The 24,488-nt window shown below is 54.0% G+C and carries 23 protein-coding genes, 3 tRNA genes and 1 pseudogene; 16 read left to right on the top strand and 11 right to left on the bottom strand.

All coding sequences use genetic code 11. The features are described 5' to 3' along the window. Position 1 precedes the first annotated feature (1 nt). The 4 genes from flaJ to QZN75_RS01960 form a co-directional block, all read right to left on the bottom strand. Positions 2–1,639, bottom strand: coding sequence for an archaellar assembly protein FlaJ (gene flaJ / locus QZN75_RS01975; RefSeq protein ID WP_292424070.1), 1,638 nt, complete (start codon positions 1,637–1,639; stop codon positions 2–4). Position 1,640: 1 nt separating this feature from the next. Then, complete coding sequence (locus tag QZN75_RS01970; RefSeq protein ID WP_292424068.1) at positions 1,641–3,503, bottom strand: type II/IV secretion system ATPase subunit; 1,863 nt, start codon at positions 3,501–3,503, stop codon at positions 1,641–1,643. 1 nt (position 3,504) lies between these two features. Then, positions 3,505–4,239 carry an ATPase domain-containing protein gene (locus tag QZN75_RS01965; RefSeq protein ID WP_292424066.1) on the bottom strand — a complete coding sequence of 245 codons (735 nt, stop codon included), beginning with the start codon at positions 4,237–4,239 and terminating at the stop codon, positions 3,505–3,507. Between the two features lie 127 nt (positions 4,240–4,366). After that, complete coding sequence (locus QZN75_RS01960; RefSeq protein ID WP_292424064.1) at positions 4,367–5,245, bottom strand: hypothetical protein; 879 nt, start codon at positions 5,243–5,245, stop codon at positions 4,367–4,369. Between the two features lie 256 nt (positions 5,246–5,501). Here QZN75_RS01960 and QZN75_RS01955 point away from each other — a divergent pair, with 256 nt between their 5' ends. Further along, positions 5,502–6,368: a hypothetical protein gene (locus QZN75_RS01955; RefSeq protein ID WP_292424061.1), complete on the top strand. Its 867-nt coding sequence runs from the start codon at positions 5,502–5,504 to the stop codon at positions 6,366–6,368. 191 nt (positions 6,369–6,559) lie between these two features. Here QZN75_RS01955 and QZN75_RS01950 read toward each other — a convergent pair whose 3' ends face one another. Further along, positions 6,560–6,937 (bottom strand): translation initiation factor IF-5A, encoded by a 378-nt coding sequence (locus QZN75_RS01950; RefSeq protein WP_292424058.1) that lies wholly within the window; start codon positions 6,935–6,937, stop codon positions 6,560–6,562. A gap of 106 nt (positions 6,938–7,043) precedes the next feature. Between QZN75_RS01950 and QZN75_RS01945 the strand changes: the two genes are divergently transcribed. The 12 genes from QZN75_RS01945 (at position 7,044) to QZN75_RS01890 (ending at position 18,019) form a co-directional block, all read left to right on the top strand. Further along, positions 7,044–7,820 (top strand): bifunctional fructose-bisphosphatase/inositol-phosphate phosphatase, encoded by a 777-nt coding sequence (locus QZN75_RS01945; protein ID WP_292424055.1) that lies wholly within the window; start codon positions 7,044–7,046, stop codon positions 7,818–7,820. A gap of 6 nt (positions 7,821–7,826) precedes the next feature. Further along, positions 7,827–8,639: an NAD(+)/NADH kinase gene (locus QZN75_RS01940; RefSeq protein ID WP_292424054.1), complete on the top strand. Its 813-nt coding sequence runs from the start codon at positions 7,827–7,829 to the stop codon at positions 8,637–8,639. A 90-nt stretch (positions 8,640–8,729) separates the two neighbouring features. Next, positions 8,730–9,221: an amino acid-binding protein gene (locus QZN75_RS01935; protein ID WP_292424135.1), complete on the top strand. Its 492-nt coding sequence runs from the start codon at positions 8,730–8,732 to the stop codon at positions 9,219–9,221. Then, positions 9,218–10,204: a homoserine dehydrogenase gene (locus tag QZN75_RS01930; RefSeq protein WP_292424052.1), complete on the top strand. Its 987-nt coding sequence runs from the start codon at positions 9,218–9,220 to the stop codon at positions 10,202–10,204. The genes QZN75_RS01935 and QZN75_RS01930 overlap by 4 nt, the downstream gene beginning before the upstream one ends. After that, a complete protein-coding gene (locus tag QZN75_RS01925; protein WP_292424050.1) occupies positions 10,188–11,294 on the top strand; it encodes a helix-turn-helix domain-containing protein in 1,107 nt (368 codons plus the stop codon). Before QZN75_RS01930 ends, QZN75_RS01925 begins: the two co-directional genes overlap by 17 nt. A gap of 262 nt (positions 11,295–11,556) precedes the next feature. Next, positions 11,557–12,348 carry a hypothetical protein gene (locus tag QZN75_RS01920; RefSeq protein ID WP_292424047.1) on the top strand — a complete coding sequence of 264 codons (792 nt, stop codon included), beginning with the start codon at positions 11,557–11,559 and terminating at the stop codon, positions 12,346–12,348. Between the two features lie 137 nt (positions 12,349–12,485). Further along, a tRNA-Arg gene (locus tag QZN75_RS01915) sits at positions 12,486–12,557 on the top strand. 747 nt (positions 12,558–13,304) lie between these two features. After that, a complete protein-coding gene (locus tag QZN75_RS01910; RefSeq protein WP_292424044.1) occupies positions 13,305–14,543 on the top strand; it encodes an aldo/keto reductase in 1,239 nt (412 codons plus the stop codon). After that, a complete protein-coding gene (locus tag QZN75_RS01905; RefSeq protein ID WP_292424042.1) occupies positions 14,536–15,222 on the top strand; it encodes an MBL fold metallo-hydrolase in 687 nt (228 codons plus the stop codon). Before QZN75_RS01910 ends, QZN75_RS01905 begins: the two co-directional genes overlap by 8 nt. Next, positions 15,219–15,860: a TetR/AcrR family transcriptional regulator gene (locus QZN75_RS01900; protein WP_292424039.1), complete on the top strand. Its 642-nt coding sequence runs from the start codon at positions 15,219–15,221 to the stop codon at positions 15,858–15,860. Before QZN75_RS01905 ends, QZN75_RS01900 begins: the two co-directional genes overlap by 4 nt. A gap of 31 nt (positions 15,861–15,891) precedes the next feature. Next, on the top strand, positions 15,892–16,620 hold the full coding sequence (locus tag QZN75_RS01895) for an ABC transporter ATP-binding protein (RefSeq protein WP_292424037.1): 729 nt from the start codon (positions 15,892–15,894) through the stop codon (positions 16,618–16,620). Beyond that, positions 16,613–18,019 (top strand): hypothetical protein, encoded by a 1,407-nt coding sequence (locus tag QZN75_RS01890; protein ID WP_292424036.1) that lies wholly within the window; start codon positions 16,613–16,615, stop codon positions 18,017–18,019. Before QZN75_RS01895 ends, QZN75_RS01890 begins: the two co-directional genes overlap by 8 nt. 322 nt (positions 18,020–18,341) lie before the next feature. Here QZN75_RS01890 and QZN75_RS01885 read toward each other — a convergent pair. The 3 genes from QZN75_RS01885 to QZN75_RS01875 form a co-directional block, all read right to left on the bottom strand. Continuing rightward, a tRNA-Thr gene (locus QZN75_RS01885) sits at positions 18,342–18,415 on the bottom strand. Positions 18,416–18,684: 269 nt separating this feature from the next. Further along, the gene (locus QZN75_RS01880) at positions 18,685–18,834 is read right to left on the bottom strand and encodes a hypothetical protein (RefSeq protein ID WP_292424035.1); all 150 of its coding nucleotides are present in this window, start codon (positions 18,832–18,834) and stop codon (positions 18,685–18,687) included. Between the two features lie 45 nt (positions 18,835–18,879). Beyond that, the gene (locus tag QZN75_RS01875; RefSeq protein ID WP_292424032.1) at positions 18,880–19,911 is read right to left on the bottom strand and encodes a mechanosensitive ion channel family protein; all 1,032 of its coding nucleotides are present in this window, start codon (positions 19,909–19,911) and stop codon (positions 18,880–18,882) included. Between the two features lie 45 nt (positions 19,912–19,956). On the opposite strand from QZN75_RS01875, the gene hypD reads away from it, so the two are divergent. Next, positions 19,957–20,985: a hydrogenase formation protein HypD gene (hypD, locus tag QZN75_RS01870; RefSeq protein WP_292424030.1), complete on the top strand. Its 1,029-nt coding sequence runs from the start codon at positions 19,957–19,959 to the stop codon at positions 20,983–20,985. A gap of 60 nt (positions 20,986–21,045) precedes the next feature. Continuing rightward, positions 21,046–21,117 (top strand) — tRNA-Arg (locus QZN75_RS01865). 97 nt (positions 21,118–21,214) lie between these two features. Here QZN75_RS01865 and QZN75_RS01860 read toward each other — a convergent pair. The 3 genes from QZN75_RS01860 to QZN75_RS01850 are packed head-to-tail and all read right to left on the bottom strand — an operon-like array spanning position 21,215 to position 23,978. After that, complete coding sequence (locus QZN75_RS01860; protein WP_292424028.1) at positions 21,215–22,018, bottom strand: energy-coupling factor transporter transmembrane protein EcfT; 804 nt, start codon at positions 22,016–22,018, stop codon at positions 21,215–21,217. Continuing rightward, a complete protein-coding gene (locus QZN75_RS01855; protein WP_292424025.1) occupies positions 22,018–23,454 on the bottom strand; it encodes an ABC transporter ATP-binding protein in 1,437 nt (478 codons plus the stop codon). The genes QZN75_RS01860 and QZN75_RS01855 overlap by 1 nt, the downstream gene beginning before the upstream one ends. Then, positions 23,451–23,978 carry a tryptophan transporter gene (locus QZN75_RS01850; protein ID WP_292424023.1) on the bottom strand — a complete coding sequence of 176 codons (528 nt, stop codon included), beginning with the start codon at positions 23,976–23,978 and terminating at the stop codon, positions 23,451–23,453. The genes QZN75_RS01855 and QZN75_RS01850 overlap by 4 nt, the downstream gene beginning before the upstream one ends. Positions 23,979–24,224: 246 nt before the next feature. Between QZN75_RS01850 and QZN75_RS01845 the strand changes: the two are divergent. Next, positions 24,225–24,488, top strand: a pseudogene (locus QZN75_RS01845) (NAD-dependent malic enzyme); the annotation flags it as partial.

The following is a 24,488-nucleotide window of genomic DNA, read 5'->3' as shown; positions in this document are numbered from 1 at the left end:
GTCATACACCAGTCCCGGATACCCCGCCTCCCATATTCGTCAGCGCTTCCGCACTGAAGAAGAGACCAACCCCCATTGGAGTCACCAGAAAAACAAGTCCGGTCAATGTGCAGAATATTGCCGCGTAGAAATAATACATGTATCGATCCCCCCCACCTACGATACGTGCGGCGATAATGTTTGATGCGGTGAGGATGACAAGCGTGATGACAACATAGGTCTGCATCGCTTCAGCCGGGAATTTGGTAAAGAGATTCATCCCGCCGCTAAATACGTTCCCCATGGAGACCCCGGCGCTCTGACCGCCCGATGTTGCCGGCGTATTCTGAAACTGGGTCATCATGCTCGATATCGATCCGGTGAGCACCAGAAGGATCTGGTACAGCGCAACAAAGATACCGGTCATGGCGATATGCATCGGTACAAGGAGCACGACAAAGCTTTTTGCCAGCATATCCTTCTTCTCCCGGAGCAGGGTCTGTTCGAACATCGATGAGCCCACGACAGTGCCGATAGGTTCCGGGGGCCCTCCGAGCGCTACGGTGTCCCGGTAAATGTTAAGGTACTTGTAGATGAGGTTGCTTCCGGACTCCCCGATAAACTTGTCCCAGCACTGTTTTTCATCGAGCCCCAGGTTGAGTTTTGAATACACGGAATTTACCAGGGGTTCGAGAGCGGTGAGTGATTTCCTGTCTATGCTGCCCAGCGCGTACACGGCGGTTGTTCCCTGTCCACCCATAACCGCACCGAAATTCCTTATAAATACGGAAAAATCATTGTCACGCAGGGTAATATTGTGGTCATCAATAAAACCGACAACACCGAGTGGGGCCATCAGGATACCCACGAGAATAAAAATCAGGCCTGCTGAGACACCAAGAATCGCAAGGATAACAACGAGAGCAAGCGTGAGCGGGACGATGATCCTTTCCATGGCGTGAATAGTCTTCTGCTCCTTTGATGTTTGCCCAGGGAGCCCGTGGGTTTTGGGATCGTCAGGGACTGACGTATACATAAGGACGATACCAAATACTGAGATGGCAAGGATGATCGCATACGACATGTCAAATGTCGACTGGATATCCCCGGGGGTATAGATCACCACCGATACCATGATGATGATGGCGATGACGGTCCCCGAGAGGAGCATGGCGACATATGCATCTCCCCATTTCTGCAGCATGGACATTCCCTGCTCCAGCTGGTTCCGGTAGACACTGCGGACAGTCGAGAGTTCATTGATCATGAAATCTTCATCCGGGACTCCCGAATCGATGGAACTGGCATACCGGTTCAGCATGCTCCTGAGAATATCGTTCTGCGTCCGCTCTGCAATGATGGAGAGGGCTTCCGCGTAACTATAGTTCCATTTTTTTACAAACGTATCGACTTTGGCGATGTATTTTGCCGAGATGTACTCGTGGCGGTTTGACGCATAAGAGAAAATTTCTGGACGGGTTGCATTGGCAATCGCAAGCGATGCCATATATGTGGTCATGAAAAGAAGATCTGCACCCATCTTCTTGTTTTCCCGGATACCGGCAAGTTTCTCTTTGAGTCCCGCGATCTGCGAGGCAAACGGCAGCGATCTGGCCGGTGGCGCTTTCTGTGTTTCAGCGGGAGCAATCTCTTCAGGCATGTTATGAACCGATGGTAAGGAGACCCTGTTTCTTGATCTTGGTGATCATGTGGAAGAGATCCCAGAATTTCACGTACCCCGCCTTGTGCAGACGTTCAAGGATCTTTGCGCGTTTCTCCACTTCAAGGTAAATCTCAGATTTCCTGCTGTCCGGGATTCCGAGCATGGTTGCGATCTTGTTCTCGAGAAGAAATGAACTGCCTTTCCCGGACCAGACAAAGGTATCGGAAACCGGTTCCCAGGAAAACATCTGGACAAACGTGAATCCCCCGGTCTCTGCATCGTATCCCACCATTTCGTTGCAGCTGATCATCCGGCGCACGACCTGTCCGTCAGGCCGTTTTACCGCGCTCTGGATGATGACCAGGTTGAGGTTGTCCACGTACGTCTTGGGGATATTGATGGGTTCCCCGCAGAGACGCTGGATCAGTTTCTCCACGGATGCCGCATGGAAGGTACTCATCACGGGGTGGCCGGTCTGCATCGCACTAAATGCAACGTTTCCTTCAACGCCACGGATCTCACCGACAATGATCTGGTTGGGACGCTGATGCAGAGCGGTCTTAAGGAGATCGAACATGGTGACCTCCCCACCAGAACCGGTCGCTTCCCCTTTGCCTTTTGCCAGTGCCACCTCGCGTACCCAGTTCCGGTGCGGGAGGTTAAGCTCGGGAGTGTCCTCAATGGTGACAATCTTGTTTTCAGGGGGGATGAAGGTGGTGATGGCATTGAGGAGCGTGGTCTTGCCGCTTGCCGTTTCGCCGCTCACAAACAGAGACATGCCGTATTCGATACAGATCCAGAGGTAGGCAGCTGATAAATAATCGAGGCCGTTATTTTCGATGATATTGAGGATGGAGAGCGGCACCTCGTTCACCTTACGGATGGAGAAGTTGCTCCCGTGCTTGCTGATCGCGGTGCCGTAGACGATGTTGATACGGGAACCATCCGGGAGGGTTGAATCGACTATCGGGCTCCGGTACGTGATGGGCCTTTTTATCCGTTCCGCCACCTTGACCACGAAATCATCCAGTTCGCTTGATACCTTGAACTCGATAACGGATTTAAGGCCCTTGAAGATCTTGTGCTCGACGAAGATCGGCCCTACTCCGTCACAGGAAATATCTTCGATATAGGGGTCGGAAAGGAATGGCTTGAGGACCCCCATATCGATTTTATCCCGGACAAGGAGATACTCGATTGCCTGGTACTCTATATTGGTGAGGATGATCCTGCCATCCTGAGTGATGGGAAAATTCTTGCTCTTCTTTCCGGACTTCATCTTTTTCTGTGCAGTAAAATCCGTGTTGAGGAAGGTGACCAGTTTGGATTTTGCACCATGGTTTTCTTTCCGGGTCAGGCTTGCTATATCAACACCGGGCGGCTTGATCACCGCAACTGAGGCCAGCATCTTTTTTAAGACTTCTGTTCGTTCCTTCTCCGTGGTCGGATCTGTCTCAAGGCTATCGATAAGATCAATGAGTTTGGTCTCGATGACCGGCAGGAGCTCGCTGACGCTGTGCAGGAATGAGGGCTCGATAGGGATGTAAAAGTTCCTGACGTCATCCGGATCCGGCAGGATGTGGACAAAAGTGGTATCATTGACCGGGTAGATAATGTTGGGGGCCTTCATGCCGAGGAGATCCTTTTTTAATTCCGATAAAAAGAGCGGGATGCCATAGGTATTCACCGGGAAAGTGTGGAGATATTCGAAGAGATGCGGGCTGTTCTGAACATACTCTTTGGCATTTGCCGGGAGCATCTTGAACAACGCGTCCGATTCGAGATCCGCATACAGGTCGAGATCGGCATCGACCGGTTCGGGTTTGAACGGAAGGTTTACCGCGACAGACAGGTCACTCATATCAGATCCTCGCAAAACTCAACGGGATGACTTTTATACCATAGCCCGGATGAACTTCAAAGCTGACAAGGTTTCCGGTTGTCTTATGTGCACCGCGGACTTTTACAACTTCCATGACCATGAGGTACTTTTCCCCGATGAGGGCTTTTTTCATATTGAGGTGAGCATCACAGATGGAACGGATCCGCACAAGGGTATCTTCCTCAAATGCGTAGGTATGAAGCGTGATAAGGATGGTCTTGCCATGATCCACGAGTGACTTGCAATTGGTAAAGAAGGTGAGGATGGTATCGGTTTCGGCGTATTCAGTGAAGAGCGTCAGTGAATCAATAATAACAACCTGCGATTTGCTGTTCCGGATATGGGTAATCAGCCGTGACATGACGCCATCCATCTCCTCTGTTTTCCATTCGCAACCTGCGATATGAAGCGGGAAGATCTTGAGATATCCCCATGCAAAATATTCGGAGATGTCAAGGCTCATCGATTCCATCTGTTTGATAAAGCTCTTGCTGGTGTTTTCCGTAGTAAACAGGTCAACAGACATACCCTGTTTCATGGCGCCCCAGATAATCTGCTGGGTAAGAACACTTTTGCCGGTGTCATTCTCGCCTTCGATAAGGGTGAGAGATCTCACCGGAAGGCCATCGGCGATCTTCTTATCCAGTTCGCTGTTACCGGTCAAGATGATCTTCCGTTCCTCGCCCCCCCTTGAATCGGAAAGATCCGCGGCCAATGTTCACCCTCCATCCTACGAGAGATTGGAGATATTATATGTTGATATATATAACCCCATTACCGGTGGTTGCTAGTACTGCAGTAATCAGGAGCAGGGCATTCGTAATCGCTTCGGCGGACATCGATTATATCCTGTCCGGCAGGTTCATCCACTCTTCGTCTTTCCTCGCATTCCGTGAAGGACCCCGTTCTTTAACCGATAATTCCGGTGCCTCCGATCTTTCTTTTGCCGGCAGTACCAGCTGGCGCTGTTCCATCATGACCTCAATCATATCCCGGTCGAGGGAGGAATCGTTGGGCGAGAGTATCCGGTTGAGTGCATACAGTTCGGATACAAACTCATCCGGTTCGATCTCATGCTCGTCTCCCAGGTTTGCCGGCATCAGGCGGGAGATCTCCTTGATCTCATCACAGGATTCCCGTGAGATATATCCCATGATCCGGTACGATCCGAGGATAATATCAAGCCGGTCGTGCCCGAATTTGCTAATGGCCCCATTCGTCCACTTAAACAGTTTGTACACTTTCTGGAGCCGGAGTTTTTCGCTGGCAAGCGTGTTCTGGCCGGTTTTATGGCCGTTTATGGGTAACTGGCCCCTTAAGAGAGAGAGCATCTGCTCGTCCGGAATCCGTTTCTCATCAGAGATTGCCGGGGGAAGTGCCTCTTCTTTTATTTTCGGCACTGCTCTTTTACTTTTCCTCTCAAGTTCGGCCGTTGCAGCGGCATCAAGTGTTGATTCCCGTGCATTAAGAGCCGCTTCCCTGACCTCCAGTGTAGTTTTTTTGGTATCATGGGCGGCATCAGCGGGTACTCCTGAGACAGAGGCTTCCAGGGTAAACGGGTTCTCCAGTTCGTTCATCCGTTCCCTGATATCCATTAACAGGCGCTTGATGGAGGTTTTTATAAGGTCAACTTCCCGTTCGAGGTTCTGGAGCTTGACCTCGGGATCATCATCAGAAGCCACTGCGACGATGTGGTCGACCTGATCCGGATTTACCGCCATAACATTTTATATTATTCCGTTTTTCGTTAATATACTTTCCCCCGGGAACACGGGGACTGGCAGGGATTTTTTCTGTTTTGGAGGGCAGGACCCGGTTTTTCTGCCGGGCAGCAGGTGGGTTTTAAATTTTTATGACCGGATGGTGCTTTTCCTCGCAATCTCGTACGGGCACCGGGTTTTTGTACTATCCGGGTCATAATCTCCAGACGTCATCCTTTTTTATTTATGAACGCCACAATAGAAAACTGCGGCAGTCATGGACAAAAAAGATATCACGTACACTATTGCGGCGTTCTGCATCATTCTTGTTATTGCGTTTGTCATCAAACCGATAACAACCGGCCAGCCGGTTAATACCGGTCTATCATTTGTAACACCCACTCCATCCATAACCGCTCCTCCCCTTGTTGTATACGCAAATATCACTTCCATCATTACCACATCCCCGCCTCCACCTACAACCCCTCCCACAACCCCACCTACACCGGTGCCGACATGGAACGGAAAAACCCAGACCGTCTCCTTTGTCAATCCCGATACCTATGGCATCTCATCCAACCAGTCTCTGCCTCAGGGTACACGGATCAATGTGACCAAGCCGGACACCAGCCTGACAGTATATGCAACGATATCGGGAAAATACAGCGGAACCACTCAGGTAATAAATATCCCCTTCCCCTATTGGGAATTATCCTATACCATCGACCCCATGATCGGCCCTAAATCCGGACCTACAATAGTATCCATCGCAATAACCCCCACCTTGGGGCAGGGAACCTCGTATAGCGGAGTACAGGGATCATATGGCAGCGTGAGTTCGGAATTTTCCATTCAGGTCATGGATGCATCCGATCCCAACCGTATCGTCCGAAGCATTTCACCCCCCGGGGGGATCGATCCCGACCTCTGGGCAGGCATTACCCGGGCAACACCTGCGGTGACGACAGCCCCCAAATACGCAGAAGTGGTACCTACGGCCACGCTCAGCAATACCGACCCCCGCCCGTGGACGGAAAAATTCTTTGAAGGCCAGCGGGGATATTATTTTATCATCAATTCCCAGTACCTTAATTCCTATACGATTAGGATCCTTATCCCTACACGGTATATCGGGAAGTACTGATCTCGTTTTTCGGGAGCTGGTGAGATAAACCGGGGCGGGAACATCGGCACGGTTGATGAATCATGTGTACGGTTTTAGCATGACTGCCAAAAGCGTACGGATACCTTGCCGCACTAATATGACAAATCTAAAAGAATCCTGTGTTATAGGGAAAAACCGGCAAAAAGTAATTCTATAATTATCCGATACAATTAGTCGAGTTTTCTCTTTCCCATGGACTCGATGTACATGATCTCTTTTCCGATCTCGAGCTGGCCCTTTTTATCTGCAGGGATGGTGATCTCGAAGTTGGAATAATCCTTCATGTCCATGAGCTGTGCCATATCGCCGGCAATGGAGATAACCTGCCCGCTCTTGCGCTCGACCACAGGAATGTATGCCTTCGCGGATACGGGCTGGACGATCGAGCGCTTGACACCGTCAAAAATACCGACCGCATCAATCCGTGCCTTTGCTGCACCGTGTTTCCCGGGCTTTGAAGTGGCAAGGCCGACAACTTTGCATGGCTCATCTTCCACAACAATATAGCGTCCTTCTTTTATCTTTCCGATTTCTGTTTGTTCCTTCATTGTGATTCACAACCTAAAACGTAACCATATCTTAAGCGCAGAAGTAATTTATCTTTATTGCCGTACATAAATACAACGCTGACCGCATTTAGAGGTTTTTATCGCTATGGACTTCCTTCGTTCCTGCAATGAGATGGCCGCTCTCGTTCGTGAGAGTATCCGCCCACTGGTTGGATCACCGGAAGGTGGGCAGGTTATCCGCATGGGCGCCGATCGAACCCCCACCGAGAAGATCGATCAGGTCGCGGAAGACTGCGTGATCAAGTATGTCCAGGAGCATGATCTGTGCGCCCTTCTGATCAGCGAGGAAGCCGGTAAGGTTCCCGTGGATGGCGGGAAAGGGACGATATTTCTCGACCCGATTGACGGCACGTACAACGCTGTTGCGGGTATACCCTTCTATGCCCTCTCCCTTGCGTGGGCAACAGACGGGGTCGTGCAGCAGGCATTCGTGCAGGACCTGGCGACAAAGGAGACGTTCACGGCGGTCCAGGGTAAATTTGCGCACTGCAACGGGAAGCCGATCCATGTTTCATCCACATCAAGGCTGGACACCTCTGCCATGAGCGTGTACGGCCGGAAATTCGATCCCACCCGGATGATGCAGCTCGGCCACAAGATCCGGCGGTGGCGGCTCCTCGGTGCATCCGCACTTGAGCTCAGTTATATCGGGGCCGGGAGGATCGATGGGTTTGTCGACCTGCGGGGTACCCTGCGGGTCACAGATGCTGCGGCAGGGATGCTCATCTGTACTGAAGCAGGAGGGACGGTCTCCGACTTAAACGGCGATCCTCTTGACTTTCCCGAGGAAGTGACGGTCGGCCGGTGCATTATTGCCACGAATGGTGTGCTGCACCACAAGGTGATCGAGTATCTACGGTGATTTTACATGAAGTGCCTGCTTGTTTCCCGTATTGACCTGCCCGGTGCCCTTACCTGTGCGCGGCAGATGAAGAACGCGCTGGAAAAGAAAGGGGTAACCGTTCTCCTTGAGAAGGATACCGCCACCTGCCTTGGCGAACCCGGCTCTCCGTGCGGGAAAACGGATGCGGATATGGCGGTGGTGATCGGAGGGGACGGCACGATCCTACGCACCGTCCAGCAGATGCAGCGCCAGATCCCGATCATCGGGATCAACCATGGGGAGGTGGGGTTCCTTGCGGATCTCGAACCCGATGAAGCCTGGGATTTTATTAAAACATTGTCCCCGGGATTTGCTGTCGAGGAGCGGATGCGGCTTTCTCTCCTGCGGGATAACAAGCCTCTTGGCGATGCATTGAACGAGGCGCTCATCGTCACCACCCGCCCGGCAAAGATGCTGCGGTTCTCGATTGTCATCGACGGGAGGGTCACGGAGCAGTTCCGCTCCGATGGCCTGCTGGTCAGCACGCCGACCGGGTCGACCGCGTATGCGATGAGCGCCGGGGGCCCGATTGTAGACCCCCGGATACAGGGTTTCCTTGTTGTCCCGCTTGCGCCGTATATGCTCTCGTCCCGCCCCCACCTCATCAGCAGCAACCGCCGGCTTGAGATCCGGCTGGAGTGCTCAAAGCCTGCGAAACTGGTGATCGACGGGCAGAAGACCGTGGAGCTGGGGAGCTCGGCTTCCCTCGTAGTGCAGAAGGCAGAGCAGCCGGCGCTCTTTATCGACGCGCAGCGGAATTTCTTTGAAAAAGTGGATGACAAGCTTCGGAAACTCTAGCCCGCCTCCCATTGCACAGCAGAAAAGAACAAGCTTTTCTTGATGGGAGGCTCTATTCTTGTTGATAAGGTGGTACACGTGCAGGTCTCCATGAAACTTGAGATGAAGGATTCTCCCGGACAACTGGTTGCGGCCCTCAAACCGATCTCTGAAGTCGGGGGAAATATCATTGCGGTCCTCCACCACCGTGATCCGGATACCACCCACCACACGTTGAACGTGCAGATCGTGCTCGCGCTTCCCGAAGGGCGTCTCGACAGACTTGTGGCGCTCTTAAAGGAGCAGGGTGTCCACATCCAGCGGATCGGGAAGGAGCGCCTGCTCTATAAAAGGACGGTTATCCTGATCGGCCACCTCATGCACACCGACCTGTCCGACACGGTCGACCAGATTGATTCCACAGGGTTTGCCGAGGTCTGCGAGATCTCGATGAGCATGCCGGCGATAAACGAGCGCTCGACCTCCCGGGTCACGATCAAGGCGACCAACCGGGTGGACATGGATGCGGCGGTTGCCGTCCTGCGCCGGGTCGCGCAGCAGAAATCGCTGCTTTTGATCGAGCCGCTGGAGGAGATTGCATGAAGGCTGTACTTATCGGCCTCGGGTCGGTGGGACGCGGCGTCGCTGAGATGATCGCAACAAAGAATCCCGGTATTACTATCACGGGTATTGCGGATTCAAAGAGCGGGTGCATCTGTAATGAGGGCATCGACATTGCGGCAGTGCTCGAACACAAGCGCAGGACCGGGGCGTGCGGCGACCCGGCGATCTCCGCGATGGACGTGATCAAAAAAGCGGATTACGATGTCCTTATCGAGGTAACACCGACAAACGCGCTCACCGGCGAACCGGCACTCGGGTATATCAGGGCGGCACTTGCAAAAAAGAAGCACATTGTCACGTCCAACAAGGGGCCGATCGCCCTTGCGTACAAGGAGTTGTCAGCCCTTGCGAAAAAGAAGGGCGTGGCGCTCCGGTATGAGGCCACGGTCGGCGGTGCCATCCCGATTATGCACACGCTCGAAGACGGTCTTAACGGGAATGAGATCATCGCAATCTACGGTGTCCTCAATGGGACCTGCAACTATATCCTCACCCGGATGGCTGCTGAAGGGCTGACCTATGAGCAGGCACTCATGGAGGCGCGGGAGATGGGCTATGCCGAGGCGGATCCGACCTACGATGTCAAGGGGATTGATGCGGCGATCAAACTGGTGATCCTCGCGAACACGATTTGGGGCAACGGGACAAAACTTGCCGATGTTGATTTAACCGGCATCGATCTGCTCACGCCCGATGCCCTGCGTCTTGCCGAGGAGGGGGACTGTACCATCCGGCTGATCGCAGAGGCAATCCCAAAGAAAAAAATCCTGCGGGTTTCACCCCGGCTCATCGAGAAGAGCCACCCGCTTGTAGTCGAAGGCACGCTCAACGCCCTGACCATCGAGACCGATATGGCAAAGGAAATTACGCTTACAGGGCGGGGTGCAGGCTCGATCGAGACGGCGAGCGCCATCATCGGCGATATCCTGTATATCCGCGACCACTATGGCAAGCGTGCTTGAACACCGGCGGGAATACCTGCACCTGATACGCCAGTTCACGCAGGATGCCGGTTTTTTTACCGTGACCGATATCCAGAAGGCGGCCGGCATTCCGAGGAGCACAGCGCAGGACTGGGTAACCCGTCTTGTGCGGGAAGGCTGCGTTCTTGTAAAAAAAGAGAAATCCGGGAGAACGGCCGCCCGGTACGCGGCTATTTCCGCGATCCCCGAGAGCACCTGCCGGAGGATCTTTACCACAACGGACGGCGAGCATGTCGAGATCTTCCATGACTGCATGAGCGGCGCCTGTGCGGCGTTCTGCGGCTACCACCATGCCCGGGCAGGGGGCGTGCTCACCGATGTAAAACGTGACGGGACGCTCCTGCGCGAGTGTGCCCGTATCGGTGATGCCACGGTTTCCATCGGGCTTCCTCCGTTGTCTGCGGTCGGGATCTGCGGTGTCGGGCACTCTGGCGATCATATCGTCCAGCGGATCCGCTGCATCGGGGGCCCGGCATACTCGCTTACGGATATGATGTCGCGGGCGGAGGGTGTCACCCGCGTCGAACTGGTCCAGAAAGACGGTATTGTTGAGGGGAACGTCTGGACACAGGCGTATTCTCATTTCACAATTGGCGTTGACGATACCGATTCAAAAGATGGGGGGGCGACCTTTGCCCTTGCCCTTGCGCTGCTCACAAGGCTTACGGCGGGCCGGGTTGTGCTCCCTGTCAGCCACCATGTCGTGATGCTCAACGAAACCCTGCAGAACAAGACTGCCGGGAACTCGGCAAGTTACATCGAGGTGGCCGTCCTCCCGAACCGGATTGACCGGGTGATGGCCATAAGCCGCGAGTTTGTTGAAAGTGAAGCTCTTTCCCCGGAATGGGGCCTTGCATTCCGGAAAGGGATGACGATCCCTGCGGACCTGCGGGAGTACGGCAGGCTGGTGCGGGAAGAGGTAGTCGACCGTGCCGCAGCTGAAGTGGCAGCCCGGCAGTCTGGCACCTCCCTGTATGGGGGAAACGGGGTTATCGGGGCGCTTGGCGCTGTTGCACTGGCCCGGCTCCCGCACGAGGTCCAGATGGACCCGTCCCGGAAGATCGCGTGACACGAACTGTCCGCAGATCCCGAACCGGTATTATTTTCATGACACATATCGGCTAAGATCGGCCGGAATTTTCCCAGTCTATCGGGCCTTTGATCTCGCCCCATTTGTTCCCTTATTCTGCCATCGTTGTATACTGATGCTGGGAAAAAAACAATCCTGAAATGTGGTCATATCCTTTAATTCATTTAGCTAAAATAAAAATTTAAGTGGAGTTTTTCGCTATGCTCATACATAAATAAAAAAAAAACTGTACACCTCAATAATGACAAAGCAGATATGTTTGATAATTCTCGTGGTCATCACAATACTGATGCTCCTCGTGACGGGGTGTGTGACGCCCCCCAAGGGAACGACGACCTCTTCAACCTCAAGTGGTTACTATGCCACCGGGACGCACGCATCAGAAACAACTGCGCCCCCAGCCTATGTGACTGAAGTCACTCCTTACACGAAAAGCAGTCAAGATAATCAAACCCATACTTCAGACATTAATATGTATGCAACACCCACACCGTTTCCTCAGGATTTGTCCTGCCTTATCTACACCAACACGCAGTATTATTCTTATAATACCACCGCGGTCACCTTTGATCTCAAGAATCCTCCGATGTATATCAATTACACGGTCAAGCCATTCAACATCACCGTAAACAAAGTTGTTTCTTCGAAAGCTGCAAATCATCAATTGGGAGATGTGCAGACCATCACGTTTTCCGACTACGCACCATACTCGTGGTTTGACATCACGGTAAGGGACAAGAGTACTGGTGAGATCTATCTTCAGGATGGATTCGGGCAAGCCAAGGGATACGGGATCTATACGAATGCAACCCTGAAACCCATTCTTAAAACCGATGATCTCCAGATTGAAATGCGCGGAAACAATATCACCGCAACGACTGGTATCTGGGTAAAACCGGTGGGCAATTTCGAAGATCCACAGAATAAATCATTTGCCGAATGTAAATACTGGGGACAAATACAGAATTCCCTGCCGGTTGTGACGGCAACTACAACAACTACGTGGACTCCGGAAAACCAGGTGACGGAATAAACATTAAGGGGGGAATCTTTTTTTTACTGGTTGCAGATATACTGCAATTCTGCCACAAAATGCCGATCTTTTTTTTTACGGTGAGATATTTAAGCGATGAAAACGATGTAAATAGGGCAGGCGCAAACCAAACGCAAGTCCCGGTGGGGTAGTGGACATCCTAGAAGCCTGCGGAGCTTTTGACCCGGGTTCGAGTCCCGGCCGGGGCGTCTCGTGTTGGGATTACAGTCCCTAAAACATCTGTTAGTTTTATGTGTTTGGGCGCACAGACAACAGTCTCGCAGCCTATGAGTGACAGAAAAGCGCCTATGCGTCTTGACCGACCATTCCATCTCAACAAGGTGGAATATTCCGAACATTCGATAGAGCGGGGGCTTTCGGAAGGCGTCATAACCCAGGACGCATCGGGAAAAGAGTGGTTGCCGTCCTACTTGAACCGATTGAGATGGAGGATAAATAAAATTACTCCGGTGTTCTCTACCAACACTATTCCGGTAAATATACACATCATGGCAGAACTGTAATCCACATAGGATTTTTCTTCGTGGGTGATATTAAAACAACACATATCCGGCTTGTGTGTATGATAGTGGTAAAAAAATGAATATCGATCAGGATTAGGGGAGGACCGGCCCCAGGTGTTCTGGCATGCAGAGTTCTTCTGGTTCTAACGGAGAGTTAGTCCTCCCGATTAATGTCTTAAGTGTGGTATTTACGATTTGCCATGTGTTCTCGACCGGGCGCACCGATCCGCCATACTATTGATTCATTGCCGGGCAGATGGGGGAATCATCAATTTCCGCAGGGGGTGAAACATTCCTGCGTCCTGCTTGTCGTCACTCTTGTTACATTTAATTTCATCTTTGTGGTATAGAGCGCATAAACACGTTTGTGTTATATAGGATGGCATGCAGACATATTGACTGACCAGTCAATTTATACAAACAGGTGTGCTCATGCTCTACCGTACCATCCCAAAAACCGGAGACCGGCTCTCCATCCTCGGCTTCGGCTGCATGCGGCTCCCGGAAAAATCCGGTAAGATTGACGAGGAACGCGCCATCCGGCAGATCCGGCACGCGATCGATTCCGGTGTCAATTATTTCGACACGGCCCCGGCCTACCATTTCGGCAAAAGCGAACAGATCCTCGGACGTGCCCTTCTCGACGGTTACCGGGAAAAAGTGCGGATCGCAACCAAGCTCCCGCACTGGGAAGTCCGCACCGCGAGTGACATGGACCGGATCCTCTCCCGGCAGCTCGTGACCTTACAGACCGATCATATCGACTACTACCTGCTCCACAGCATGAGCAAGGAGAGCTGGGAGAAGATGGCAAAACTCGGCGTGCTCGCGTTTCTCGACCGCGCAAAAAGCGAGGGGAAGATCACAAACGCCGGGTTCTCGTTCCATGGCACCATCACGGCGTTCAAGGTGATTGTCGATGCGTACGACTGGCAGTTCTGCCAGATCCAGTACAATTTCCTTGACGAAAACAACCAGGCCGGGACCGAGGGGCTCCGGTATGCGGCAGGAAAAAATCTCGCCGTGATTATTATGGAACCGCTACGCGGCGGGAACCTTGCCGGGCCGGTGCCGGATGAGGTACAGAAAATCTGGGATGAGGCACCGGAGAAACGGTCAGCGGCCGAATGGGGGCTTTGCTGGGTCTGGGACCACCCGGAGGTGACCGTCGTCCTCTCGGGCATGAATGACGAGGCCCACATCGATGAGAACATCCGGGTCGCCGGCTCTGCACTCCCGCAGTCGCTTACTCCCGACGACCTTGCCCGAATCGGCCGGGTCAAAGAGACCTACCGGCGGCTCATGAAAGTCGGCTGCACCGGCTGCGGGTACTGCATGCCCTGCCCGGCCGGCGTCGATATCCCCGGCTGCTTCTCGCTCTACAACGCCCACCACCTCTTCCCGAAGGACCGGAGCGCAAAGTTCCACTATTTCGGGCGGCACGGGGGCCTCATTGGCGATGTTTCGTATGCCGGGCTCTGCCGGCAGTGTGGGAAGTGCGCGAAGGCCTGTCCCCAGCACCTGCCGATCCCGCAGCTCATGAAGGATGTGAAAGCCGATATGGAGGGCGGGATGCGTGTCGCCGTGCCGGCGCTCAAAGGAGGCCTGTGGTGCATGAACAAGGCATCAAAAATCCGCGCCTCCTTTTCAAGGGGGAAGTCCCATGACTGACGCGGCTTCTCCCCAAAATGCGCTCGTCCGCCCGATCCCGCTCGGCCACGCGAATGCGTTTCTTATCCGGGGCAGCCGGCCGATCCTTGTCGACACGGGCCTGCCAGGGAACGCCCCGAAGATCCTTGCCGCCCTGCAGGCAGAGGGGTACAAGCCCTGGGACCTTGCGCTCATCATCATCACGCACGTTCACACCGATCATTTCGGGAGCGCTGCCGCCCTGGCCGGGGCGACCGGCGCACCGGTGCTCGTCCATAGCAGCGAAGCTGATGCCCTTACCACGGGTGCGACTCTTCCGGCAGTGCCCGCGTCGCTTCTTGGCCGCATGCTCGCCCTCATGATCGGGAAGCACGCCCCGGCCCCGGGGCTCGCGATAAAACCGGTGATCCGGGTCGATGCCCCGTACCGGCTTGATGCGTTCGGGATCGATGGCATCGTGATTCCGACCCCGGGCCATACCCGGGGATCGCTCTCGGTACAGCTGGCAACCGGCGAGGTTATCATCGGCGACCTTGTGATGGGGATGTTCCCGGCACACAAACCCCGGCTTCCCCTCTTTGCTGAGGATATGGACGCGGCAAAAAAGAGCCTTCGCACGATCCTTGACGCCCGCCCGACAGTCATCTACACCGGTCACGGCGGGCCGTTTACCTGCGATCAACTGGAGGCCCTGCTGTGAGCAGCGTGGAGGCAACCGACAAGCGGGACGCGATCCTCAAAACCGCACTTGCACTCTTTACCGAGCGGGGGTTCTATGGTACTCCGACGGCGATGATCTCCCGGGAGGCGGGGGTCGCGACCGGTACGCTCTTTTTTTATTTCAAAACAAAAGAGGATCTGATTGACACCCTCTACCGGCAGATCAAGAGCCAGGCTGCCGCCGCGCTCCGCGAAGGGGTCGACCGGGAACCAACTGTGCAGGTAAAGATCCGTAAAGTCGGGGAAAATGCGCTCGCTTGGGCGACCACCCGCCCGGACGAGTTCCGGTTTATGGAACAGTTTGCCCATTCTCCCTTTGTCTCCACGACCGCCCATGAGGAGGGGATGTCGCACTTCCTCTTTTTAGAAGAACTGGTAAGAGACGGGGTGCGGGAAGGAACCCTCAGGGAGTGCGATACCGGGCTTCTCTGTTCGGTGCTCGCCTCGTCGCTCTCCGGGCTTACGGCCCGGATCATGGAATCCCCGGATCCCGGGCAGCGGGCACTCCTTGCCCGGCAGGGACTGTCATTTATCTGGAACGGCATCGCAGCGCACCCGGACGGGGAATCCTGCGGAGGAACACACAAAATAACGACGACAAAAAAAAGGAGCAGATGAATATGGAACAGGAAGTATCCGGGGGAAACAGATGACAAAAAACGTCATTGAGGCTGAAGCCCTCACAAAAGTGTATGGGGATCTGACGGCTGTCAACCACGTGAGCCTGTCGGTGGAAAAAGGGGCACTCTACGGCCTTTTAGGCCCGAACGGCTCCGGCAAGTCAACGATGATAAAGATGCTGACCGGCCAGATCCGGCCGACTGCCGGCTCGGCAACGGTGCTGGGGATCGATACCCAGAGCGATCCGGTCGGTGTCCGGGAGCGTGTCGGGATCATCCCCGAGCAGGAGACGCCCCCGAGTTTTCTAACGGCGACCGAGTACCTGCAGTTCGTGGGTGCAATACGGAAGGTCCCCGATATCGATGAAAAGGCCGTATGGTGGTTTGACTTCCTTGACTTTTCGGACAAGAAAGACGTGCTCTGCAAGGACCTCTCCCGGGGGACCCGCCAGAAACTGATGTTTGTGCAGGCATTCATCCACAAGCCCGGACTTGCCCTGATCGACGAACCGCTCATCAATTTCGACCCGATCATGCAGCATGTCGTCAAGGACTACCTCCGGGACTATGTGAAAGCCGGCAACACGATCTTCATCTCGACCCATATCCTCGAAATCGCCGAGGAGATCTGTTCGGGATTTGCGATCCTGCACAAGGGAAACCTCCTCCACACCGGGACCGTGGCCGACCTGACGGCAGACCACCGGCACCTTGACGAATTTTTCCTCTCGCTCGTGCAGAGGGTCCCCCATGCCTGAACTCTTTGTTGCGATGGTAAAGGAGGAGTGGCGGGTCCATTCGACGATGTTCGGGAGCCTCTCCTTTGCGCTTTTTCCGATCCTCATCTTCTGGATCGCGTTCATGGGCTCGTTTCTTCTGCCCCTCATGCGCCAGGCGCTGCCGGCCGGCGAACTCTCGCTCATCCTCCACGCAAACTACCTGATGCTCGGCTTTATGGTCGGGGCGTTCGGCCTCTTGGGGAGCGAGGTGATGAACCGGCGGTTCGGGCAGGCAAGCCTGCTCTCCTATTCCGCACGGAGCCTGCCGCTCTCCGAACGGTTCATCTTTGCAAACTTTGTCGTCAAGGACACGCTCTACTACTTTGTCCTCTGGGTCCTCCCCTTAGCGCTCGGGTTCCTGCTTGCCTCACCCTTTATCGGCGTCCCGGTTACCCTGCCGCTGCTCCTCGCCCTCACCCTCACGCTCTCGTTTATGTCCGGGCTCTGCGCCGTCTTTTTCCTCTCCTCGGTCTACTCGCGCTCAAAGCCGGCGCTCGCGGCAATTCTCGCCATACTTGCCGTAGCCGCGGGAGCGCTCTACCTTGTCACCGGGCAGAATCCGGCGGTCTACTATCCCCCGCTGAACCTCTTTCTGGCGTTCTCGTGGACCGGCCTTCTCATCTCCCTTGCCGCGATCGTTTGCCTCTTTGTTGTCTCGATCTGGCTCTTCTCTCCCGAGACGGTCGGCGTGGCAAAACATCACAAAAGCATGCTCGTGCCGCTCACCGGAAAACTTTCCGTCTTTCCTTACCCGCCCCTTGCGGCAAAGGATCTCATCGATATGTACCGGAGCGGGGGCATGGTCGGCCAGACCCTCTTCTCGTTTCTGATCCCGCTTGTCGTGATCTGGTTCTTCCTCTCCCTCCTCTCGGGCTACCTGCCCGCCTACGGGGTACTCATCGAATTTGCGCTCGTGACCGGCGTCATTGCCTCGACCATGTACACGTGGATTACGATGTTTGACACGTTCGGGGCCTACGCGTGCCTCCCGGTCAGTGTCAGGACGCTCATCAAAAGCAAGATCACCACGTTTTCTGTCCTCCAGATTATTCCTGCGCTCTTCATCGCGGCGGTTTCCATCCTCTCCGGCCAGGCGCTCTACCTGGTCCCGGCGGTCGTGCTCTGCCTCTCGCTCTCGTTCTACAGCCTCGGGATCACGGTCTGGCTGACCGGCCTTTCGCCGAGCGTGCTTGTCTATGATGTCAAAGTGATGGTCACGTACCTTGCCCTGACCGGGGCCGCCCTCCTCGTCCTCTCCGCGGTCGCGTTTGCCGTACCGTTTGCTGCCCTCGGGGCCGTCCTCCTCCTTATTCCTGCTGTGTTTTTTGCCCGGCTCGGCTTTGCAAAGTGGGAGGCCCGCGAGCAGCCGGGATTCTGATACCTCTTTTGCCGGCAGCAGAAATGTTTTCGCAGGTGAAGGGGAATCTTAGTATCATCTGTCGATAGACACCAGTATAATGACGTTTCCCACGACCCTGCCTCGGACCGAGCGTATCCTGTTTTGCCTTGCTCTTGTGGTAATTATTATCATTTGCATGGGGGTCGGGAAATTGTTTGGCAAGAGCGGGACCGGGCCGGATCCGGGGCCGGTTAAGGAGATCTAAATCCAATCGGGAACTGGAAAAAGGCCGGGCACATGGGGAGTACCCCCTTCCTTTACTAAAAGAACTGAAAAAAAAAATCTGAACGTATTAAAAGAGAGCCTAAGGCGAGATTCGAACTCGCGACTTCCTCCTTACCAAGGAGGTACTCTACCGGGCTGAGTCACTTAGGCACTTGTTGTTCTTGCATACAGATCTACACATGTGAAGAAGCGGTCGGTTTGCGTTTATCCTTATCAAGGAAGTACACTACCGGCTGAGCCACACAGGCAGATTGCCTAGATACATTGTAGGTTTACCTTATAAAATATTGCGGAAATCTTCGGTTTTTCCCTCCAAAGCGCCGCCCGTTCCGGTTCACTGGCAAGAGCATGGCGCCGGTTACAACAGTTTCTCAGGTGTATGCACGCCTCAACCGCCTCGTCGAACTCTGCCACCTCAATCATGGGAAGCCGCCGCTTTTCCTGACCGTTTCCATCACCGGCCCAAAATCGATCGTGCCCTTTCCTACCGCCAAATGGGAGTCCTCGCTCGTGTTGTTGTCGTGCAGGTGGTAGTGCTGCGTTGGGTTGCCGGAAACAGACCTCCTCATTGGTAAGGATATATTCGGTCCGTAGAAAAAGAAAGAGATTTAATCTTATTGTTTTATCCGGACTTCGAGCTGCGGGAACGGGATATCGATACCTTCCGCCGCGAACCGTGCAGCGATCCGGACATTAATGGCATCCTTTACCTCGTCCGGGACATTATAGGCTCTCGCCCAGATATAGATGACAAACTTCAGGCTCGAATCCCCAAATTCCTGAAAGAAAACCTTGGGTGCCAGATCATCAGCAAAATACTCTGTGTTCTTAATCGCATCCTCTGCAACTTCGAATAGTATCTCTTTTACCCGGACAATATCGCTCCCGTACGCGGCGGTGATCGGAATTGTATACCGTATTTTCGGGTCGGGAGCGGAAAAATTGACGACACTGTTGGAGGTGATCTTATTGTTGGGGATGGTGACAATCCTCCCGTCGACAGTCTTGATCCGTGTACTCCGCGTGCCGATAACCAGCACATCACCATAAAAAGTGTCAAACTGGATACGATCTCCGATCTTAAAGGGTTTGTCGACCGTTATGATCGCGCCGCCAAAAAAGTTTGAGATCAAATCCTGGGCAGCGAGCGCAAAGGCCAAACCCGCGATACCCGCGCCGGCAAGAAATGGTGTGATATTGATCTCAAGGTTGACAAGGATCAACATGATCCCGGCAAACCAGACTACATAGCGTACCGCCAGTTCGAGAAGATCGACGATACGGTCGTCCGTGTCGCCTTCCGTCTTCGCGGCAAGGGCATGACCGTAAATATGGATAATATCGTGGAGGAGCGACGATATAATCCACGTCCCAATTAGGATATAGATCGAGTTGAGCACCTTATCCGAGAGAAGCCACGCATACTGTTCCGGGATTATGTCAAAGTATTTAAGGGCGATATAGACCGAGATCGCGATAATACCAACCTGAACCGGCGTACCGATCGCGGCGACAATGATATCATCCCATTGTGTCTCGGTGGTTTCAGCATATTTCTGCAGCCACCGTACAATGAAACGTGCAATTCCCGCCACGACGAGACCGGCAACGATGGTCAGAATGGCAAAGAGCAGGTTATCATCCATATACGTACCCTTATGTCACAGGGCAGTAAATAAATGTAAGATACCATGGCAACGGGAAACGAGATTGCAGAGACACTTCGTGGGCTGGTGGACCGGGATATGACTTTTATGCACATCTGCGGGACTCATGAAGCGGCAATTGCCCGCACGGGCCTGCGGAGCATCCTGCCCCCACAGCTCAAAATCGTCATGGGCCCCGGCTGCCCGGTCTGCATCACACCGCAGGGCGAGATCGATGCGGCACTCGAACTTGTTGAAAAGGACTGCATCATCGCAACATACGGCGACCTCCTGCGGGTGCCTGGCTCGAAAGGCTCATTAGAGTCTTGCGGCGGTGACGTGCGGATCGTTCAGGGCGTCCACAAGGCAGTCGAGATCGCAGAGAAGACCGACAAGGAAGTCGTCTTTATATCAGTCGGTTTTGAGACCACCGCTCCGACCGTTGCAGCAGCAATCCTCTCACATCCGCCTAGGAACTTCTCCATCCTCTCCTGCCACCGCGTCGTCCCCCCCGCAATGAAGTGGCTGCTTGAGCAGGGCGAGGCGAACCTTGACGGGTTTGTTCTTCCCGGACATGTCTGTGCAATTATGGGATATGAAGAGTACGAGCAGTTTGCCGTGCCGCAGGTTGTCGCCGGCTTTGAGGCCGAGGATATTCTGCTTGCCCTTGTGATGCTTGTTGAACAGATCCGAGAAGGAAAGCACCGCGTGGATAATGCCTATCCACGAGTAGTAACCCGGGAAGGAAACGTCAAGGCAAAGAAGATCATGTACGAGGTCTTCGAGCCCTGCGATGTGGAATGGCGGGGCTTCCCGGTCATCCCGCAGTCAGGCCTCCGGCTGAAAAAGGAATTCGAGCAGTACGACGCCCAGAAGAAGTTCGGCCTTGTCTATAAGAAGGTGAGCAAGCACTCGGCATGCATCTGCGACAAGGTGCTGCGCGGGATTGCCCAGCCGACAGACTGCAAGCTTTTCGGAAAAGTCTGCACGCCCCGGACTCCTGTCGGGCCCTGCATGGTCAGCCACGAAGGGGCCTGCAAGATCTGGCATCTGTATCACGTAAAAAACCTGTAAGCCCTTCGGCTATCCTTCTCTTTTATATGGATACACACAAGATTAAGTAAGGTAAAATCTGCCTCGGTAGGGTAGTGGACATCCTAGAAGCCTCCGGAGCTTTTGACCCGGGTTCAAATCCCGGCCGAGGCGCTCCGTTTTTCTGATTTTGTTTTCCTGACAGCAACGCGGATGATCATCCGGGATGTCAGGGTTCCATAGGTATCGCACACGCCAAAAAAGGGATGTTTTAAAAGATCAGTCCCGATGCGAAGATCGCAACGACAAAAAATACCGAGACCGTGACGACAAGGCTGCCCATCATCGCGTAATCCCCGGTGCAGAACTTTCGCTCGCGCACATGAGTCCTTATTCCCGTGCGGTATCCCCGCATATCGATGGTGAGGCCGAGAACGTTTGAGCGCAGGAGCGCGTTTGAGACAAGCGGAACGACGATGGGTGCAACACCCCGGATTTTCCCGAGCATCCCGGTCCCCGGGTTGTAGCCCCGGGCAAGCTGCGCTTCATGGATCCGCTGGCCCTCGATCTGGAGGGTCGGGATGAACCGGAGTGCGATGATAAACATCAGGATATAATCGATGGGCATGTGCAGTTTTTCCATCGCGTGAACAAGATCACGGGGCTGGGTTGAGATAAGGAAGAGCTGGAACGCGAAGATCAGCACCATGAACCGGAGCGCAAGGACGAGACCGATCCCGATTGCCCCGTCGGTTATGGCAATGGAACCGCCGATCACCGGCACCCCCTGCGGGATCAGGTAACCGAGCGTGGCGCCGTTTGGCATCGTGAGCACCGTGATGATGATAAAAACGACGCTCATTATAAGGACCAGTTTGAGCTGCTGGATCACCTCACGGTGGAGGTGGCTGATGTACGCAAGGGAGAGAAGGGCGACAACCATGAGGATGAGGAACGGGATGCTCGTTATAAAAACGCACATAACGCTTATGACAATAATAAAGAGGATCTTCGAAAATGGGTGGAGCCGATGGAAGAAGCCGTCCTTGTGAACATATTGCAGGATCTCGGACATTATTCCACCGGCACCCGTGTATCCGAGCTGACCCGGCCCTGGTCCATAGTGATCATGCGGTCTGCGCAGTACTGTGCGATATCCCGGTTATGGGTGATGACGATAACCGTGTGCCCGTTCTGCTGGAGTTTCTTTAGGATCTCCATGACAAGGCGCGCCTCGTCACCGTCAAGACCGGTCGTAGGCTCATCAAGGACAATGATTGCCGGCTGCATGGCGACCACACAGGCGATAGCAAGCCTCTGGCGTTCGCCCCGGGATAACCAGCGGGGGTAGAGTGTCTTTGTGTGCAGGAGCCCGACTTCACCCAGCGCCGCATCGATCACGACATCTTTATTCTTGATCCCGAGATTCTCAAGCCCGAATGCGATCTCGTCTTTTACCGTGTCGGCAAAGAACATGTGATCCGGGTTCTGGAAGACGAGACCTACGTGACGGGCCAGTTCTGCAATTGTGCAGTCCCGGGTGTTTTTGCCCCGTATTTCGACATCTCCTGCAGTAGGGGTGAGGAGCCGGTTAAACTGCTTGACAAGCGTTGTCTTGCCGGAACCGTTTTCTCCGACAATTGCGACAAATTCGCCGGCATTGATCCCAATGCTGACATTATGCAGGGCCGGGACTTCATCGTAGGAATAAGAAAGGTTCCTGACTGCAATGGCCGGGGTAGATGTGGGAAGAGCCGGGGCAGCCCCGGTCCTGATGCCGGTGAAATCCGGGATGACAATCCTTTTGATCCGCTCGTCATCGAGAATTTCTCCCGGTGCGCCGATAGCCGAGATCGCGCCGTGTTCCATCACGACAAGAGTATCGACCATGTCCCGGAAATGCGCGTACTTGTGCTCGACAAGGAGGATTGTCTTACCCTGCCGCTTGAGATTGGACAAAATCTCCACGATCCGCCGGGTTGCGTGTTCGTCCAATTCGGAGGTTGGCTCGTCAAGAATCAGGATATCGTTGCCGAGTGCGAGCGTTGCGGCGAGGGCGACACGCTGTTTCTGGCCCCCGGATAGATTATGGGGGGAACGGTCTTTTATCGCTGAAAGATACGTGACTTCCATGATCGAGGCGAGGCGCCGCTCAATCTCTTCAGGAGCAAGGCCACGGTACTCAAGTGCGGAAAGGATCTCTTCCTCAACAGTGGTAAAGATCATCTGTGCCTCGGCATCGTCAAAGACAATCCCGATATTTTTGGCAATCTCGGAAAGCCCGGTATATGCGGAAACGTCCCGGCCGTTGATGGTCACGAATCCCGCTTTTTTTCCGCCATACTCGTGGAAAAGAATACCGCACGCGGCAAGGCAGAGTGTGGTCTTCCCGGCACCGGAAGGGCCGGTCACCATGATACAGCGGCCCGGTTCCAGCACGAGAGAGAGACGGTGCAACGCTTCCTGCACCGTATGAGGATATGTATAACTTACGTCTTTGAGCTTGATCATTCCTGTCCTCTCACGAGCACCCTGCTTGAGGGGAGGTAGAGGATCTGAACAATGATTGCATTAAATACGGCAGTTATGACCACGATTGGGACAAAGACAATCACAAAGTTCCCGAGGTTGCCGTTGTATTTGGCAAGGATGGTCGCACCAACACAGAGAATCGCGATCGCGGCAAACGAGAATCCGCTCACCAGTGTTGCAATAAACGTTGTGACAGTAGGAGCAAGTTTTGTCCGGGATGCGAGAAGCGCATAGAGCCCAAAGCAGACCAGAGCACCCAGCGGTTCGCTGATAAGGTTTGCCGGAGGAAACATCGAACTCGATATCAGCATCGACAGGAGACCGGCAACGATACCGATCCCAAGTGCCTCGTAGACTTTGGGATGGATCAGGATGATCGCAAGGCAGTAGAACGCAATGATCATGTTGGGCGTGAGCGGCGTATGGAGCATCGCAAGGAAATACCGCAGGATCGCACCGACAGCAAGAAGAATTCCAACTATGGCAATATCTTTTGACTTCATGACAATATCACACCAGTAATCTGTATCAGGTATCCGGAAGAGCACATAATCGTGCTGTCAACCTCGCCTTTGAGGCGATTGGTTATACCTTAATGTATAATTCTGTTCATTAATGTATTAAAATGTAACTTTACCGGCATATGTGCAGTCGTTATTATTGCCATCCCGTTCCTTGGAGAAAAACAAGTCTTACCGGGGCAAGGTTCATTACCTTTTACTGCGCTCTTCTCGTACAAGGTGAGGGATTTGAAGGTTACTGCCGGCAGCGATGAGATCTACCGGGATTCCCTCGCACTCCATGCACTACATCACGGGAAACTGGAGATCCGTTCCAAAGTCCCGCTCAGGAACCGGTACGACCTGTCCCGGGCCTACACCCCAGGCGTAGCCGAAGTCTGTCGAAGGATTGTCAAGGACCGAAACCTAGCGTACCGCTACACCCTCAAGGCGAATACCATTGCGATCGTGACCGACGGCTCGGCAGTCCTTGGCCTCGGGAATATCGGCGGG

It is taken from the genome of Methanoregula sp. (assembly GCF_003170075.1).
GTDB lineage: Archaea > Halobacteriota > Methanomicrobia > Methanomicrobiales > Methanospirillaceae > Methanoregula.
This window is presented reverse-complemented; position numbering and strand designations above follow the sequence as displayed.

Excerpts from the sequence above, each read along its gene's own strand:
- flaJ (WP_292424070.1), bottom strand. The coding sequence starts at position 1,639 with ATGCCTGAAGAGATTGCTCCCGCTGAAACACAGAAAGCGCCACCGGCC.
- QZN75_RS01970 (WP_292424068.1), bottom strand. The coding sequence starts at position 3,503 with ATGAGTGACCTGTCTGTCGCGGTAAACCTTCCGTTCAAACCCGAACCG.
- QZN75_RS01960 (WP_292424064.1), bottom strand. The coding sequence starts at position 5,245 with ATGGCGGTAAATCCGGATCAGGTCGACCACATCGTCGCAGTGGCTTCT.
- QZN75_RS01955 (WP_292424061.1), top strand. The coding sequence starts at position 5,502 with ATGGACAAAAAAGATATCACGTACACTATTGCGGCGTTCTGCATCATT.
- QZN75_RS01950 (WP_292424058.1), bottom strand. The coding sequence starts at position 6,937 with ATGAAGGAACAAACAGAAATCGGAAAGATAAAAGAAGGACGCTATATT.
- QZN75_RS01945 (WP_292424055.1), top strand. The coding sequence starts at position 7,044 with ATGGACTTCCTTCGTTCCTGCAATGAGATGGCCGCTCTCGTTCGTGAG.
- QZN75_RS01940 (WP_292424054.1), top strand. The coding sequence starts at position 7,827 with ATGAAGTGCCTGCTTGTTTCCCGTATTGACCTGCCCGGTGCCCTTACC.
- QZN75_RS01935 (WP_292424135.1), top strand. The coding sequence starts at position 8,730 with ATGAAACTTGAGATGAAGGATTCTCCCGGACAACTGGTTGCGGCCCTC.
- QZN75_RS01930 (WP_292424052.1), top strand. The coding sequence starts at position 9,218 with ATGAAGGCTGTACTTATCGGCCTCGGGTCGGTGGGACGCGGCGTCGCT.
- QZN75_RS01925 (WP_292424050.1), top strand. The coding sequence starts at position 10,188 with ATGGCAAGCGTGCTTGAACACCGGCGGGAATACCTGCACCTGATACGC.
- QZN75_RS01920 (WP_292424047.1), top strand. The coding sequence starts at position 11,557 with ATGACAAAGCAGATATGTTTGATAATTCTCGTGGTCATCACAATACTG.
- QZN75_RS01910 (WP_292424044.1), top strand. The coding sequence starts at position 13,305 with ATGCTCTACCGTACCATCCCAAAAACCGGAGACCGGCTCTCCATCCTC.
- QZN75_RS01905 (WP_292424042.1), top strand. The coding sequence starts at position 14,536 with ATGACTGACGCGGCTTCTCCCCAAAATGCGCTCGTCCGCCCGATCCCG.
- QZN75_RS01895 (WP_292424037.1), top strand. The coding sequence starts at position 15,892 with ATGACAAAAAACGTCATTGAGGCTGAAGCCCTCACAAAAGTGTATGGG.
- QZN75_RS01890 (WP_292424036.1), top strand. The coding sequence starts at position 16,613 with ATGCCTGAACTCTTTGTTGCGATGGTAAAGGAGGAGTGGCGGGTCCAT.
- QZN75_RS01880 (WP_292424035.1), bottom strand. The coding sequence starts at position 18,834 with ATGAGGAGGTCTGTTTCCGGCAACCCAACGCAGCACTACCACCTGCAC.
- QZN75_RS01875 (WP_292424032.1), bottom strand. The coding sequence starts at position 19,911 with ATGGATGATAACCTGCTCTTTGCCATTCTGACCATCGTTGCCGGTCTC.
- hypD (WP_292424030.1), top strand. The coding sequence starts at position 19,957 with ATGGCAACGGGAAACGAGATTGCAGAGACACTTCGTGGGCTGGTGGAC.
- QZN75_RS01860 (WP_292424028.1), bottom strand. The coding sequence starts at position 22,018 with ATGTCCGAGATCCTGCAATATGTTCACAAGGACGGCTTCTTCCATCGG.
- QZN75_RS01855 (WP_292424025.1), bottom strand. The coding sequence starts at position 23,454 with ATGATCAAGCTCAAAGACGTAAGTTATACATATCCTCATACGGTGCAG.
- QZN75_RS01850 (WP_292424023.1), bottom strand. The coding sequence starts at position 23,978 with ATGAAGTCAAAAGATATTGCCATAGTTGGAATTCTTCTTGCTGTCGGT.